General features: G+C 39.7%; 14 protein-coding genes. 2 read left to right on the plus strand and 12 right to left on the minus strand.

What is annotated here, in order from left to right; genetic code table 11:
* Positions 1-87 precede the first annotated feature (87 nt).
* Positions 88-3,087 carry an immune inhibitor A domain-containing protein gene (locus B4F91_RS05765; protein WP_286936727.1) on the minus strand — a complete coding sequence of 1,000 codons (3,000 nt, stop codon included), beginning with the start codon at positions 3,085-3,087 and terminating at the stop codon, positions 88-90.
* A 444-nt stretch (positions 3,088-3,531) separates the two neighbouring features.
* Between B4F91_RS05765 and B4F91_RS05770 the strand changes: the two genes are divergently transcribed.
* Together B4F91_RS05770 and ilvN are read left to right on the plus strand one after the other, a co-directional pair.
* Positions 3,532-5,256 carry an acetolactate synthase 3 large subunit gene (locus B4F91_RS05770; protein ID WP_054981927.1) on the plus strand — a complete coding sequence of 575 codons (1,725 nt, stop codon included), beginning with the start codon at positions 3,532-3,534 and terminating at the stop codon, positions 5,254-5,256.
* Positions 5,256-5,753 (plus strand): acetolactate synthase small subunit, encoded by a 498-nt coding sequence (ilvN, locus tag B4F91_RS05775; RefSeq protein WP_004586403.1) that lies wholly within the window; start codon positions 5,256-5,258, stop codon positions 5,751-5,753. The genes B4F91_RS05770 and ilvN overlap by 1 nt, the downstream gene beginning before the upstream one ends.
* Before the next feature lie 205 nt (positions 5,754-5,958).
* Here the strand turns inward: ilvN and B4F91_RS05780 are convergent, their stop codons facing one another.
* The 11 genes from B4F91_RS05780 to B4F91_RS05830 all read right to left on the minus strand — a co-directional run bounded on the left by B4F91_RS05780 (position 5,959) and on the right by B4F91_RS05830 (position 14,779).
* Positions 5,959-6,234 carry an HU family DNA-binding protein gene (locus tag B4F91_RS05780; protein ID WP_004586404.1) on the minus strand — a complete coding sequence of 92 codons (276 nt, stop codon included), beginning with the start codon at positions 6,232-6,234 and terminating at the stop codon, positions 5,959-5,961.
* Between the two features lie 206 nt (positions 6,235-6,440).
* Positions 6,441-6,980: a DUF3833 domain-containing protein gene (locus B4F91_RS05785; protein WP_286938443.1), complete on the minus strand. Its 540-nt coding sequence runs from the start codon at positions 6,978-6,980 to the stop codon at positions 6,441-6,443.
* 1 nt (position 6,981) lies between these two features.
* The gene (locus tag B4F91_RS05790; protein ID WP_286938462.1) at positions 6,982-7,455 is read right to left on the minus strand and encodes a chalcone isomerase family protein; all 474 of its coding nucleotides are present in this window, start codon (positions 7,453-7,455) and stop codon (positions 6,982-6,984) included.
* 50 nt (positions 7,456-7,505) lie between these two features.
* The gene (locus B4F91_RS05795) at positions 7,506-8,018 is read right to left on the minus strand and encodes a DUF2878 domain-containing protein (RefSeq protein WP_096042975.1); all 513 of its coding nucleotides are present in this window, start codon (positions 8,016-8,018) and stop codon (positions 7,506-7,508) included.
* Positions 7,993-9,255: an SAM-dependent methyltransferase gene (locus B4F91_RS05800; RefSeq protein ID WP_029774496.1), complete on the minus strand. Its 1,263-nt coding sequence runs from the start codon at positions 9,253-9,255 to the stop codon at positions 7,993-7,995. The genes B4F91_RS05795 and B4F91_RS05800 overlap by 26 nt, the downstream gene beginning before the upstream one ends.
* Positions 9,256-9,308: 53 nt before the next feature.
* Positions 9,309-10,046, minus strand: coding sequence for a DUF1365 domain-containing protein (locus B4F91_RS05805; RefSeq protein WP_054981923.1), 738 nt, complete (start codon positions 10,044-10,046; stop codon positions 9,309-9,311).
* Entirely contained in the window at positions 10,039-11,295 is a 1,257-nt protein-coding gene (locus tag B4F91_RS05810) for an NAD(P)/FAD-dependent oxidoreductase (protein WP_096042974.1), read from the minus strand. Before B4F91_RS05810 ends, B4F91_RS05805 begins: the two co-directional genes overlap by 8 nt.
* Positions 11,292-12,002 (minus strand): SDR family NAD(P)-dependent oxidoreductase, encoded by a 711-nt coding sequence (locus B4F91_RS05815; RefSeq protein WP_004586411.1) that lies wholly within the window; start codon positions 12,000-12,002, stop codon positions 11,292-11,294. Before B4F91_RS05815 ends, B4F91_RS05810 begins: the two co-directional genes overlap by 4 nt.
* A gap of 2 nt (positions 12,003-12,004) precedes the next feature.
* Positions 12,005-12,433 carry a nuclear transport factor 2 family protein gene (locus B4F91_RS05820; RefSeq protein WP_096042973.1) on the minus strand — a complete coding sequence of 143 codons (429 nt, stop codon included), beginning with the start codon at positions 12,431-12,433 and terminating at the stop codon, positions 12,005-12,007.
* 1 nt (position 12,434) lies between these two features.
* Positions 12,435-13,826, minus strand: coding sequence for a deoxyribodipyrimidine photo-lyase (gene phrB, locus B4F91_RS05825; RefSeq protein ID WP_286938445.1), 1,392 nt, complete (start codon positions 13,824-13,826; stop codon positions 12,435-12,437).
* Positions 13,826-14,779: a YbgA family protein gene (locus B4F91_RS05830; protein WP_096042971.1), complete on the minus strand. Its 954-nt coding sequence runs from the start codon at positions 14,777-14,779 to the stop codon at positions 13,826-13,828. Before B4F91_RS05830 ends, phrB begins: the two co-directional genes overlap by 1 nt.
* Positions 14,780-14,786: the final 7 nt, after the last annotated feature.

The raw sequence follows: 14,786 nt of genomic DNA on the forward strand, positions 1-14,786 counted from the left end.
AGTTTTTAATGCAGCGAGCATCATATTTATACCACTGGTGTTAAGTTATTAGACATTTAAGTCAAATGGTTTTACTTCACAAAATCATTAAACTTTATTGCTGGTACGCCGATAAAACCCACTTATCACTAATAGCGCAATAAAATAACCTATTGCCCCACCACTTGATGACGATTCACTTTGCGCTTCTTGTACCGAGACTGTTAGCTCACTACTTATAACTTCATTGGTTTGACTGTCTGTGAGCACAAGTTTTACTGAATAACTACCTGCATCTTGGTAATTATGACTTGGGTTTTGCGTTGTACCTAGTGGGCTGCTATCGCCATAATCCCAGCTATATGTATAATTACCAGATCCACCTAATGGTGAGCTATTAAATTGTACCGTTAAGTTATTTGCCGTATGGCGTGTACTTAATTGCAGCGGTGCGTTAACTCTCAAAGCATGTTGTTGGCTAACACTTATTCCTTGCGTATCAGTTACTATTAACGCGAGGGTGTAATCTCCAGAGTAGCTAAATTGGTAATCTAGGTTTTCAGTTTGCGATACGGGTTCACCATCTATAAGCCAACTCATGTTGTAAGGTGCTTCACCGCCAGTTACGATTGCTTGAGCAGATAAAGTCGCACCGTTTAACTGATACGTTAAATTTTCAATTTCTAGCGGCTTTGTGATGGTAATTTGTTTAGTTTGTGTTTGCGTAGACGTCTCACCCATTGCCGAAAAGGTAACGCTATAGGTGCCGTAATCGGCATAGGTATGTGTAGGACTTAGCTCAGTACTCGATTGCCCATCACCAAAGTCCCATAAAAATGTATCTGTGGGGGTTAACTTTAAACCGGCTACATTAAAGCTAACGGTTGCCTCGTTTACTGTTGTGGTTATTTGTTGTAGCGCATCATAGCTAAGCAAAAGCTCTGCTGTTTCACTTTCAGGGTGTTGGTTGACTATTTCAAAGTTAAACCCTTGGGGAGTAAGCACCACACCTGATACAGCCTGCTGCGTAAAGCTGTAATCAAAATGATCATTAAACTCATTAATGGCAGCTAAGTCTTGATCGCCTAAACCTGCACTTTGCTGATATAAACTAAATGCTGCATCGCGTACTTGTATAGGTGTATCTGCAAGTATGGTGCTACTTGTACCGCGATAAATTGGCTTTTGATCCGCATCAACCACTAAATTAAAACCACCCCCTGGGTGATCAGTTGTGTTGTTGTTATCAAATGCACTATTGCTATACCACAATAAAACTCCCGGTGAATATTGCTCTGCTTGTAAGCCGGCATCCACACCTCTGTGCGCACGTAGCTGTAAATAGTAGTGGGCTGGTTTAGCATAAATATAACTACTCACGCGGCTAAAACCATTTAACGCTAAGTTAGTACTTGGCTGCTCTGCGTTATTTTGCCAAATCACAGTATTGTTGTGTGTTATTTTTAAATCATCGGCTACAAAACCATAATACTGTGTGTTTGTATCGGTAATATACTCAATACTTAATGTAATGGTTTGTCCTGCATATTGTGTTAAATCAAACTCATGCATTAAAAAACCATTAGGTTGCTGCGCATCTGCATGTAAAAACGAATCACCAGTTATATACGGGCCTATATCGCCATAATAAGGGTTTGTCTCGATTGTATAATTACCAGCTAAAGGAGTTTGATTTACCTTTACTTGTACAAGGTCATAGTCGCGCTCAATACTGTAGTAAGCTAAAAAGCTAAGAGTCAGTGGTGTAGCAGTCTCAGGTAAGGTTACGGTTTGTGAGAGCGTGTGTGTTAGATTGTTACCTGTACCAGAGTAAAATTGAAAATCACCTTCAACCGGGGTTTTAAATTTTTCTAGCTGCTGCGCAAGTGTCACTTTAATTTGGCTTTGCTGCTGAGAAAGTGAGCTAGTATAAACTAGCGACTGCTGAGGCTGGCTGTTCACTTCCTCCATGGTTAAATTAAGCTGGTTCACCCAATTGCCTTGGTATCTGTTTTGTAAATACTCAAGCGCCTGTGCACTAAACATAACGGGCTGTGAACCCCTAGGCCCACCAGCCCAGCTACCAGTAGACATTATTGACCAAGACGATACAGGCTCACCCACGGTATTTGACTGTAAATCGTACTCATCTGCTAAACCTAAGTCGTGACCAAATTCATGCGCAACGACACCTATGCTGGCATCTATTGGGTTTATAGTATAACCCGATAACTTAACGCTACTACCGGCAATACTGACAGGTTCACTGTTTTCATCAAATACGTAGTAGCGGTGAGACCAAATTGCATCAACGCCTAAATAGCCTCCACCGGATTCTTCACCAATACTGGAATGAAAAACCATAACATGGTCGATAATGCCATTTGGCTCGTTGATAATGCCATCGCCGTCAATATCATCTAAATCTGTTAAATCATATTGCGTTAAATCAATATCAAATTGTGCAGTGGCTTTTTCGACTGCTTCTTTTATCAGTGCGGGGGCATTTATATCGCGTGTGTTACCTACGCGCTCACCATAAGTTTTTGCATTACTATTTGCCCTGACCCACCCATATACTTGCCCGCTAAAAGCTAAGCTAGCACCTGATGCGTCGTAATAATAATCGTATACGCTGCGAAGCGTTTCATTATTAGGACCAATAAACCCACCCTCATTAAAAAGCAATTGTTGGTAATGCTCTTTTGTATAATTTTCGTAATACATATCGGTATCATCATCAACTAGCTGATTGTCATCGTGCTTTAAATCAGGAAAATCAATTAAAATAGCCAGTACTTTAACCTCATTTAGCGCGCTACTGGGGCTAGCCGTACTTGCATATTGCAGCTGCTTATTGGCTTGCTTAGCGGTTAAGCGGGCTTTCATGGTAGAAACAGGTTTTAACTGCAAAGGGTTAAGCCGTTCAGTATTCGCTAAGTAGCTTTCAACCGTTGGCTTGTTAGTGGTTTGTTGGGTATCAGCGCGTTTATTTAACCAATACTCTATTCTTTGTTTGTTAATAATACCTGGGTCATGCGCACTGGTATTTGCTGCGTTAAGATTTAGGCTGCAAAGAAATAAGCCAAGCCATATTATTTTTTTCACTGTATCTTCCCCAGATAAATTATTGCTCTATCATACCTAATATATGCATTAAGCACAGCGCTCAAACCACCTATTTACCCATTATGGATACTCGGTAAAATTAGCATAATTTCTTCATATTTTTTATATAACTACAAATAGCGTGCAACTTTTTAGTATTAAAACAAATTAATTTGAAATTTTAATCCAAAACAGCTCTTTCAAGGTTGACATAAGCACGTAAAACCCTTAAAAATAACCCCATATAGAATTTTTAATCTAAAGCAGCATTTTGCTTTTTATAAAGTGACAATTATGAAAAAACAACTTCACCTTTTAATCGTACTCGTAGTGGTCTTAGTGATAAGCCCAGCGGGGATGTATTAAAAAGTGAAATTGCTTTTTAAAAACCCTCGCACTACGCGGGGGTTTTTTTATGCATAAACAGCGCACAGAGGAATGAGGATGAGCAAACAAGAATATAATGGTTCTGAACTAGTTGTTCAGGCATTAAAAGAGTTGAAGGTTAAGTATATATTTGGCTACCCAGGTGGGTCGGTTTTAGATTTATACGATGCACTTTTTCAACAAGAAGACATTGAACATATTTTAGTGCGTCACGAACAAGCCGCAACGCATATGGCAGACGGTTATGCCCGTGCTACTGGCGAAGTTGGTGTTGTACTTGCTACCTCAGGCCCCGGCGCAACTAACTGTATTACAGGTATTGCCACCGCTTATATGGACTCAATCCCGATGGTGGTATTATCGGGGCAAGTACCTACTAGCTTAATTGGTGACGATGCATTCCAAGAAACTGACATTGTTGGCTGCTCTCGCCCGGTTGTAAAACATAGTTTTAACTGCAGAAGTGCTGAAGAAATTCCGGCTATTTTGGCAAAAGCGTTTTATATTGCAAGTACTGGCCGCCCAGGACCCGTTGTTGTTGAGCTACCAAAAGATATGCTTAACCCTGCTATTAAGTTTGAGTACAACTTCCCTAAAACAACAGAGCTTAGAACGTACAGCCCAAATACAAAGGGCCACTCTAAACAAATTCGCAAAGCAGTTACCGCAATTTTAGAAGCAAAAAAACTGGTTATATACTCAGGCGGCGGTATTATTTTATCTAACACCTCTGAGCAATTAACCCGCTTAGTAGAATCGCTAAATGCACCTATCACTAATACATTAATGGGCTTAGGCGGTATTTCGGGTATTCACCCAAACTACGTGGGTATGCTGGGTATGCACGGCACGCTTGAAGCCAATAAAGCAATGGCAAATGCCGATGTAATTTTAGCACTGGGAGCGCGTTTTGATGATCGTGTAACTAATAATGTTAAAAAGTTTTGCCCTAATGCAACCATCGTTCACGTAGATGTAGACCCAACCTCTATTTCTAAAACGATTAAAGCACACATTCCGGTTGTGGGCTGTTTAGCCACTGTGATGGAGCAACTGCAAGCCGGCATAGATAAAAGTAGTATTCAAATTGATCGCAGTGCACAAGAGGATTGGTGGCGACAAATTATTAGCTGGCGCGAGCAAAAGTGCTTAAGCTACAACACCGATGGCGATAAAATAAAGCCTCAAGCTGTTATAGAAGCAGTGTATAAAGCCACTAATGGTGACGCATATGTAAGCTCTGATGTAGGTCAGCACCAAATGTTTGCAGCGCAATATTATCCATTTAAAAACCCTCGCCAATGGATCAATTCAGGGGGCTTAGGCACCATGGGCTTTGGCTTACCAGCAGCGATGGGGGTTAAGCTTGCCTTTCCTGATAAAGAGTCAGTGTGTGTAACCGGCGATGGCTCAATCCAAATGAATATTCAAGAGCTATCAACATGCTTACAGTACAACTTGGCTGTAAAAGTGGTTTCGCTAAATAACCGCTCATTAGGCATGGTACGCCAATGGCAAGATATGATTTACGGCGGTCGCCATTCATCTTCATATATGGACTCATTACCTGACTTTGTAAAACTTGTTGAAAGCTATGGCCATGTAGGCATAAAGGTAGATACTTTAGATGAGCTACAACCTGCTATAGATAAAGCCATGAGTATTAACGACCGTTTAGTATTTTTAGATATTAACGTTGATGAAAAAGAACATGTATACCCAATGCAAATTAAACTAGGTGGCATTGATGAGATGTGGTTACGTAAAGGAGTAAAAGCATAATGCGTCGTATATTATCTATTTTATTAGAAAACGAACCGGGAGCCTTATCTCGCATTGTTGGGCTTTTTTCACAGCGCGCCTACAACATAGATAGCTTAACAGTGGGCACCACTGATGATGAGTCACTGTCACGTATCACCATTACCACTATGGGTGATGATAGAATCGTTGAGCAAATTACCAAACAAGTTAATAAATTAGTTGATGTACTTAAAATTATTGATTTGACTGAAATGAGTCACATCGAACGTGAATTATTACTTGTTAAAGTATTTGCCCAAGACGAAACCACACGTGCAGCGGTTACACGCGTTGTAGATGTGTTCCAAGGTGCTATTTTAGATATGGGTCGCCAAAGCTACAGCTTACAACTGGTAAGCAGCACAGACAAAATAGAATCGTTTTTAGACACCCTACGCCATGAAACCGACATTATTGAAGTGGTGCGCTCTGGTGCTGTAGGGATCGGCCGTGGTGACAAAGCGCTAAAAGCGTAATTAATTAAAGCTTAAGCGTTTAATATTAAATCCCTGCTAAGCAATTAGCAGGGATTTTTATGTTAAGCCTTGCATTACAACGCTCTGCATTAATACCTAATTAGGCATGTGGGAATAAGCTTAACTTAGGTAAGCTCGCTACTTTAATACAGGCAAAAAAAAAGAGCTAAATAGCTCTTTTTTAAAAAATTCTGTAAAGCGACAATTAAGGGTTTACTTGGTCTTTAAGACCTTTACCTGCTTTAAAGCTTGGGATAGTTGCCGCTGCGATTTGGATCTCAGCACCCGTTTGTGGGTTACGGCCAGTACGTGCTGCACGTTCTTTAACTGAGAAAGTACCAAAACCTACTAATGCAACTGAATTACCTTCTTTTAAAGAAGAAGTTACAGCGCCAGTAAACGCGTCAAGTGCACGTGTAGCAGCAGCTTTAGAGATTTCTGCATCAGTAGCGATTTTTTCAACTAATTGAGCTTTATTCATTGTTAGATTCCTATTCGTTATTATTTTGCCTTCGCAAAACCTATCTTTATGCATTTTTAAGGAGTTAGCAACAGCAAATTGCATTTTTTGCTTAAATACTTCGAAAATGCGTAAAATTTTAATAATTCTCGGTAAAATACAGCGTGTTGGGTTAACTAAAACTTAATTTAAGTACACAAAAGGCACACTTTAAATAACACACTGCTCTATATTTTTTCGATAACTAAGGTCACTTCCCCAACCTCGACACCAAACTTAACAATAGACGTTCGGTTTATCAAGCGCGATTGTGTAACCAGGTACATCCAATCATCAAAATTCACCTCAAGCGTACTGCCGTCGTAGGGTAAGGCCACATTGTAGTTCCAATGAAACACACTGCCTGCGCTTTTACCGGTTGCAATGCCAAGTACATCATCAGCACGTCCCACTAAGCTATTATCGTCATTAAGGGTGACATACCAAATACGCTTTTGTGTTTCACCATCGTCATACATAAAGTCTTCCTCTATAACGCCCTCGTTCCCTTCCCAGCGCGCATTCATAGAGACAACAAGTTTACGTGTGAGTTCGCCTTTATAATCTTGCACAACGCCGTATGCTTTCAAATCGCCACTAAAAAACGCTTTAAAATCAAATTCTGGGTTGCTGCTATTGTAGTGCTCTACTTTTGGCGCGGAGCAGCTTACTAAAAATAATGCGGCCATTAAAATACATAGCTGTTTAAATTTATTTATATTGCACATGTTAAATCCCTAATAATTGTTTTCTAAGTGCTGGCTCTGAGGTGTTTGGGCTTAGCCAAATGGCTAAAAACTGATTGGCAAATTGTGAGTCACTAATTTCACCTAACTTTTTATCATTATGATAAAAAGTAGCCTCACCGCTTGGTGATGTTTGTAGGCTTAACGACTCGCCTTTTTTAATGCCTGGCCAAAGAGTGAGCAATTTATCAGCATACTTAGCAGATAAGTCACTTTTACCTAAATGCTGCCATTGCTCTTTAGTGGCTTTAACAATGTCTTTTGCTGCAAAGTCTCGCAAATAGGTGAGCGTAAATTTAACTGGGTGCGCCCCCTGTTTGTAACTCCCTGAGCGGGTATATAACGTTGCATCGTAAACATCCCAAAATAAATATTCCATGCGCGCCTCGCCCACTTTTTTAAAGTCAGTTTGCTCTTCGCTAAAGCTCAATGGGGTAAAAAAAGTAGCCATAATCATTGCGGCCGTTATTGCACATATTTTTGCGTTGATATTCATACAAGCTCCTGTTATTGCTTGCTAAAATTTATAATCGCTTTAATTTTTTGGTTAATAATAAGAAGTAATGTAAAGGCAGCAGCCCAAAGTGCGCCGTACAGAAGCCAAAACATCCACACAGGTGAATAAATACTAAGCACGCCAAATTGAGCGCCTGAATAATAACTAATTGGCGCAAAGGCTAAGCACACTAAATAGGCTTGCCAAAGTTTTAGGTTAGTAATAAACGCCATTGATGTGTTTAAGCAAAGCAATAATGCTGCCCATAGCAAGGCTAACCAAAGCGGAAAAGGGGATACTTTAAATTCCAAAAGGTTTAGCTGCACAGCAAGGTATTCACATAACAGCGCAATTGGTAAAGCTTTGACTAAAAGCAACGCGTCGAGCTTATGCTGCTTTGATAAAACAAACATAAGCACAACAATACCAGAGGTGTATAAAACAGATTGAGCTTCTAAAAACAGTGATAAAAACCACACTGTTTGAAAAAGCACAAAATTAATAATTAAGGGCAATTTCGTCATTTTGACTAGTAAAACGTGGTTTACGCGCCGTTAAATGAACGGTACTGGTTGCTCGCGTTCTAAAAGCGCCTTCGCAGTAAGCAAAGTAAAATAACCATAATCTGTAAAAACGCTCATCAAACTTGTCACTGTCTAGGGTGTGCCAGTTATCAATAAAGCGTGTGCGCCAATCGGCTAGTGTTCTAGCATAATGCGCGCCTATGTCGCTTACAGTGTGAATAACCATATCGGTATTGTTCTTAATTTGCTCGCTCATCTCATTAATTGAAGGCAAACAACCACCGGGGAAAATATACTGCTGAATAAAGTCAGAGTTTTTTAAATAATGTTGATAACGTTGATCGCCAATAGTTATCGCTTGGATAAGCATTGCACCGTCTTCTTTAAGCAAACTATTACATTGCTTAAAAAAGCTTGGTAGGTATTCATGTCCTACTGCTTCTATCATCTCTATTGATACAAGCTTGTCGTATTGACCTTCTAATAAACGGTAATCAAGCTTGAGCAAAGTTATATTATTTTCAAGTCCTAACTGTTTAACCTTGTTTTCAACATAGGCATATTGCTCATCAGAAATCGTTGTTGTGGTGACATGGCAGTTGTAATGTGTGGCCGCGTAAATCGCAAACGCCCCCCAGCCTGTGCCAATTTCAATAACTGAATCGCCTTCGTTTATCTCTACCTGCTCACAAATTTGTTTAAGCTTGTTTTGTTGAGCATCCTCAAGAGAGGCGTCTCTTGATGGATAAACAGCGCAGGAGTAGAGCATTTCCTCGCTTAAAAATGACTCGTATAAATCGTTACCTAAATCGTAATGTGCAACGATATTCTTTTTCGACCCAGATTCTGAGTTGCTGTTTTTGAGATGGTTAAAACGGTGGGCTAGGCCACTAAAAAACGAGAATTTTTTTTCAAAAGCATCTAGTTGCTTTTGGTTTATGGCAAAAATTTCGATGAGTTTGGTCAAGTTATCACATGACCATTGCCCAAGAATATAAGACTCACCTGCACCTACACTGCCAGATAGCGCAAATGCTTTATACATGGCAGTATCGTTAACGGTAATAGTGGTTTTTAAGTCTGAATGTTGTTGACCAAATACTGTTGAGCGACTGTTCTCAACTAACACTATTTGGCCTGTTTCAATACTTGCAAAGGCTTTGGTGACTAGCTTTTTATATAAGTTTGTAAACCAACCAGTTTGCTCTTGGCAGTTTATACTTGAGACTTTTTCCATCTTAAACCCTTTATAATTGTATCACTACCCGCAACTAAGCTTGTTTAACTATACTAAGGTTTTCCTGAATGACCTAAAAAAGGAACCCTTTTAATAAACAACTTAAGTGCTTGCACATAAATACCTTTGAAAATAGACAAAGTCATCGCAGGAAATTTTTTTAATAATTTATTAACTTCTTGCTTCGTTAACTGACTTCGCTTTAATCGTAAAGACGCGTCGAATAACAACTCATCCCCACGTTTATTTTCTATATGAATTAATGTGTTATCGGCTGTATGTTGTACCTGCCAATGGTAGTCCATATCTAAATTCATAAAGGGTGATACGGAGAAAGCCTTCTTAAAGTTCACTTTTTTTTGTAAGGGCACCAAATAATAATGGCGCTCATTCCACGGCGTATTGCTTACCTCAGCCACCATATATTTAAAGTTATCGGTGCTATTACCGTAAAAGTAAAAATTTACAGGGCTGAAATAAATGCCCATACACCTAAGTTGGCCAAGCATATAAATATGCGAAAACGTCTCTTTAACACCTAGTTTTTCTATTTGGCACTGTGCACGTTCAATAATACTTAATGGCTCTGAGTTTGGCAGTGTGTTTAAATAATCGGCTTGATTAAAACGCAGTGCTTTAAACCCAAAAGTACCTAACATAGGGTGAATGTTATTAAGCAATAACGGATTTTTTAAATCTACCCACATCATATAAAGCGGGTATTTAAACTGATGGTTTTTTACCGCAAAGCGCCTGTGCCTTACATCGCCTAAGTATACAGCGCTATTCAAATTCAACACCTAATTGCTTAGCCACATCTACCCCGCTGCGAACACCATCTTCATGAAAACCGTTATACCAATAAGCACCACAAAAATAGCTATTATTTTGGCCATCAACAGTGTGCTTGAGTTTTTGTGCGGCAATGGATGCTTCGTTAAAAACAGGGTGATGATAAGTAAACTCACGTAATATATTTGCTTTGTTAATCCCTTCTAAGTGATTAAGGGTTACACAAAATTGTGTATCTGAGTCAATACCTTGCAGTATATTCATTTGGTATGTAACAACCGCTGCTTTGTCGGTATTTTCGTTTAGTAAGTAATTCCAGCTAGCCCAGGCGGCTTTTCTATCTGGCAGTAAACTGGTATCTGTATGCAATACTACCGAGTTTTCGGTATAAGGGATTGCACCTAATACAGCCTGTTCTTGCTCAGTCGCATCACCAAGTAATGCAAGGGCTTGATCTGAGTGACACGCAAATACCACTTTATCAAATTCAGCTTGTTCGCCATTTTCAAAAGTAATAATTACTTTATTATCAACACGCGTAACCGTCTCAATGTCGGTATTTAGTTTTATCCGCTCTGCAAAACCTTTAATAAGCGGCTTAATATATTGCTTAGACCCACCAGGGATTACATACCACTGCGGCCTGTTTGTAACATCAAGTAAGCCATGGTTGTAAAAAAAGTTTACAAAAAACTCAACCCCTACATTTTGCATCTCTTTGATGCTGGTTGACCAAATAGCCGCCCCCATAGGTAAAATGTAATGGTATTTAAAAAAGTCATTAAAGCCGTGCGTATCTAATAACTGACCCAGCGTTTGATCTTTAGGGTAGTTTTGCTCGCTGTGCATTGCTTTACATAATTTATTAAACTTAACTATATCGCTTAACAAGCGCCAAAACTTAGGCCTAAATATATTTCTTTTTTGAGCGAATAAGCTGGCAAAGGTGTGTCCGTTGTACTCAAAACCACTTGCTTGATTATGAACACTAAAGCTCATTTGTGTTTCTTGTCTGTCTACGCCAATGCGCGCGAGTAGTTTTTCAAAGTACGGGTAAGTGCGGTCATTAAATACGATAAAGCCCGTGTCTATTGCGCGTTTAACCCCAGCATCAGATATCTCTACTGTCGCGGTATGACCACCAATGTAATCGTTTTTTTCAAATACAGTAATATCGTAATGCTTATGCAGTAAATGAGCACAGGTTAAACCCGATACGCCAGAACCTATTATTGCTATTTTTTTCAACGGGCTAATCCTTTTGCTAAACGTAACCAAAGTGGTAACGGTAAAATACGTAATGCTTTTAAAATAAGCGTAAACCGATAAGGAAAATGAACTTCTTTACGGCGTTTATTGATCCCCTTAATCATATAATCGGCGGCCTCTGTAGCAGTAACGGCCATAGGCATTGGGAAATCGTTTTTATCAGTAAGGGGGGTTTTAACAAAACCAGGGTGCACCAACGTAACATCAACATCGTTTAAGTCGATTGCTAAGCTTTTCGCTAAATAGCTTACCCCAGCTTTAGATGCGCCATAAGCCTCAGAGCGTGGCAGAGGTAAATACGTAACGCTTGAGCTAACAAGCACAAGTTGTCCGCCCGCACTAATTTTTGGTAATAGTGCCTCTAGGCAGTAGCCCATTGCCAGCAGGTTTACTGAAATAACTCGCTCAAACAAAGCGCTGTCAAAGTTACGGGCATCATCTACATACTCACAGTTACCAGCGTTAAGAATAACCTTATCAAAAGCACTAAACCCAAGGGTTGCTTGCTTTATGTCTTTAAGGTCTGTGGCATCAAACTGACACGCTTTAATATTGGTGTGTTTTTCAAGTTCAGCTAACTTTTCAAGGTTCCTACCGCAAGCAATTACCGTGTTGCCTTGCTGAGCGTACTTTATTGCAAGCTGCTCGCCAATACCTGAGGTTGCACCTGTAATTAAAATATTCATCGCTACCCTGCTCGTTTATCTATGTAATTTATAACGCCACCCAAAATAGGAATATGCTTGTATAGCATTTCACCGACATTAAAATAGTCGCGGTGGTTAATAATTTTACCTTCTTTAAAAACCAGCTTACTGTGCCCTTCTACCGATATAGTTTTGCCAGAAGCCAGTTTTGGGTGGGCGTAATGCATTGTCCAATACAAAAAAGCTTTGTCGTCACACTCGTAGGTGTCACTAATATCAAACTGACAATGCTTAACATTACTATATAGATTAGAAAAATATCGGGTAAGCTCGCTTAGCCCGTGTATTTCGTGCATTGGGTCTTTAAATTTAATTTGCTCGCTGTAAATATCATTAAGCAAATGCAGGTTTGATTTATCGAGTTGTTGATATATTTCTACAAATTTTGCTACCGGTAATGCTGTTTCCATATCACCCCTTAAATGCAGCTATTGCACGCTCGCGAGCTGCTTTATGATCTACGATTGCCGGCCAGTAACATTGCTTATCAGCCCCTATTGACGCTAAATATGCATGAGGAAAATGAATATGTTTATCTGGCACTTTTTCAAGCTCTGGTAAATATTTACGTATAAATTTACCATTAGGATCAAAGCGCTCACTTTGAGTGATAGGATTAAATACGCGAAAATAAGGCTGCGCGTCACAGCCAGTGCTTGCAGCCCACTGCCAACCACCATTATTAGAGGCTAAATCGCCATCAATAAGGTGCTGCATAAAAAACTGCTCGCCTTCACGCCAATCAATTAATAAATGTTTGGTCAAAAAGCTGGCAACTACCATTCTTAAACGGTTATGCATCCAGCCGGTTTGAACTAACTGTCTCATCGCTGCATCAACGAGTGGGTAACCTGTTTTCCCCTCGCACCAGGCTTTAAACTCAGCCTCGTTTTTACGCCATTTAACGCCATTGTACTTTTCGTTAAAGTTATCACCACGAGAAAGCTTAGGAAATTGCGCAATTAAATGACGATAAAATTCGCGCCAAATAAGCTCGTTTACCCAAGTAAAAGTTTTACTTTTAGATGTTGTTAAAATATCTGGGTAGCGGTTTTGAATATTAACCAGTAACTGCTTAGGGCTTATAATACCCAGAGCTAGATAAGGGCTTAAACCCGATGTGCCTTTAATGCTGGGTATATCACGCTGATCGTCGTAGCTACTTAATTTGTCGCAAATAAAATTATCAACAATGGTTGCTAAGCTTTCATCATCAACTGGCCATTTTTCTGAGCAGCCATCACTTTTAATTGCCTGTGCGTTGTTATTTATCGGCTGTTTTTTTAAAGGCCACGGTAATAAGCTAAAGTGAGTATCTTGGAGTTGTTTAAGCCACTGTTTTTTAAATGGCGTAAACACTTTGTACATTTCGTTACTTTGGTTTTTAACACTGCCTACAGGCGCTATTACATCTCCCTCATAGAGGGTAAACGTAATATTTTTATCATCACACTTTGCAAGTATTTGCGCATCACGATTTACTTCATTTAACTCATACTCTTTATTAGCAATTACATGTTCTACTTGATGTTTATCGCAAAATGATAAAAGCGCACTTTCACAATCGTCAAAGTAAGGGGCGTCAAAAATATGCAGCTCTATTGCGTACTGTGCTAGCTGCTCGCGTATATAATTGAGGCGTCTTTTTAGTAAATCTATTTGAATGGGAGCGGCGTTGTGTTGTTGCCATTGCTTTTCGCAGATAAAAAAAATGGCCTGTTTAGCGCCATTATTTAGCGCTTCAATAAGCGCTTCGTTAGAAAAAAGGCGCAAATCGCGCCTAAACCAAAAAAGTGTATTCATTATATGCCGTAACGTAATTTTAGTTCATTAGGGTAAGGATTAAAAAACACCTGCTTTTCTAGGTATTCATTAGGGTGTACTTTCAGATGATGTTTTAACAAAGTAAGCGGTACGTACAAAGGCACTAAACCTTGACGGTATTCATCGATTGCATCGCGTAGCTCTTGCTTTTCAACCTTAGATAAGTCTTTTTTAAAGTAGCCCTGCAAGTGCATTAACGTGTTGCAGTTATTCCTACGTGATGCAGGCTTTTTAAGGCCGTTCATTAACCCAAGAATGTACTCATCTGCTAAAGCGTTAATATCATCACCTTTATAAGTACCAAGTAAATTACCTAAGTCGCGGTAAGCTTGATAATTATGAGCCATTAATAAGTACTTATATTGCGAATGAAACTGGGTAAGCTTATGCACTGTGAGCGGCTCAGAAGCTAATAACTGCCACTGTTTGTACGCGTACACGCGCATTACAAAGTTTTCGCGTAAATGCATGTCGTTTAAGCGGCCGTTTTCTTCACATGGCAGTAATGGATTGTGCTTCATTATTTGCTCAGCAAAAAAACCAACGCCTTCAGAGGTATTGCCGGTACCCGCCTCGTTATAAATTTTAATTCTTTCCATACCGCAGCTTGGGCTTTTCGCACAAAAAACAAAACCACTTAGGTTTTTAGCTTGCTCTGTGGCTACTTTTTTACCGTATTCAGTTAGCTTAGGCCCAACATCGCCAGTGCCATCTGGGCGACAAACTTTTATTGTATCGCCTACGCGTACTTGGCGTATGGTTGGCCTAGGAATAGGTAACCCTACGGCTACCTCTGGGCAAAAACGCGTGTACTCTACATGTTTTCCAAGTTCGTCCATACAAAAATTAGACTTTTTATGGCCTGTATCAAAACGTACTTTTTCGCCTGCTAAGCAGGCGCTAATACCTATTTTTATTGTGTCTGTTTGCATAAATTCT

Origin of the sequence: Pseudoalteromonas sp. UBA6610 (genome assembly GCF_002433295.1) — a bacterium.
GTDB classification, from domain to species: domain Bacteria; phylum Pseudomonadota; class Gammaproteobacteria; order Enterobacterales; family Alteromonadaceae; genus Pseudoalteromonas; species Pseudoalteromonas atlantica.

What these genes read in the sequence shown, in the direction of transcription:
- B4F91_RS05770 (WP_054981927.1), top strand. Translation starts at nt 3,532, where the DNA reads ATGAGCAAACAAGAATATAATGGTTCTGAACTAGTTGTTCAGGCATTA.
- ilvN (WP_004586403.1), top strand. Translation starts at nt 5,256, where the DNA reads ATGCGTCGTATATTATCTATTTTATTAGAAAACGAACCGGGAGCCTTA.
- B4F91_RS05780 (WP_004586404.1), bottom strand. Translation starts at nt 6,234, where the DNA reads ATGAATAAAGCTCAATTAGTTGAAAAAATCGCTACTGATGCAGAAATC.
- B4F91_RS05785 (WP_286938443.1), bottom strand. Translation starts at nt 6,980, where the DNA reads ATGTGCAATATAAATAAATTTAAACAGCTATGTATTTTAATGGCCGCA.
- B4F91_RS05790 (WP_286938462.1), bottom strand. Translation starts at nt 7,455, where the DNA reads ATGATTATGGCTACTTTTTTTACCCCATTGAGCTTTAGCGAAGAGCAA.
- B4F91_RS05795 (WP_096042975.1), bottom strand. Translation starts at nt 8,018, where the DNA reads ATGACGAAATTGCCCTTAATTATTAATTTTGTGCTTTTTCAAACAGTG.
- B4F91_RS05800 (WP_029774496.1), bottom strand. Translation starts at nt 9,255, where the DNA reads ATGGAAAAAGTCTCAAGTATAAACTGCCAAGAGCAAACTGGTTGGTTT.
- B4F91_RS05815 (WP_004586411.1), bottom strand. Translation starts at nt 12,002, where the DNA reads ATGAATATTTTAATTACAGGTGCAACCTCAGGTATTGGCGAGCAGCTT.
- B4F91_RS05820 (WP_096042973.1), bottom strand. Translation starts at nt 12,433, where the DNA reads ATGGAAACAGCATTACCGGTAGCAAAATTTGTAGAAATATATCAACAA.
- phrB (WP_286938445.1), bottom strand. Translation starts at nt 13,826, where the DNA reads ATGAATACACTTTTTTGGTTTAGGCGCGATTTGCGCCTTTTTTCTAAC.
- B4F91_RS05830 (WP_096042971.1), bottom strand. Translation starts at nt 14,779, where the DNA reads ATGCAAACAGACACAATAAAAATAGGTATTAGCGCCTGCTTAGCAGGC.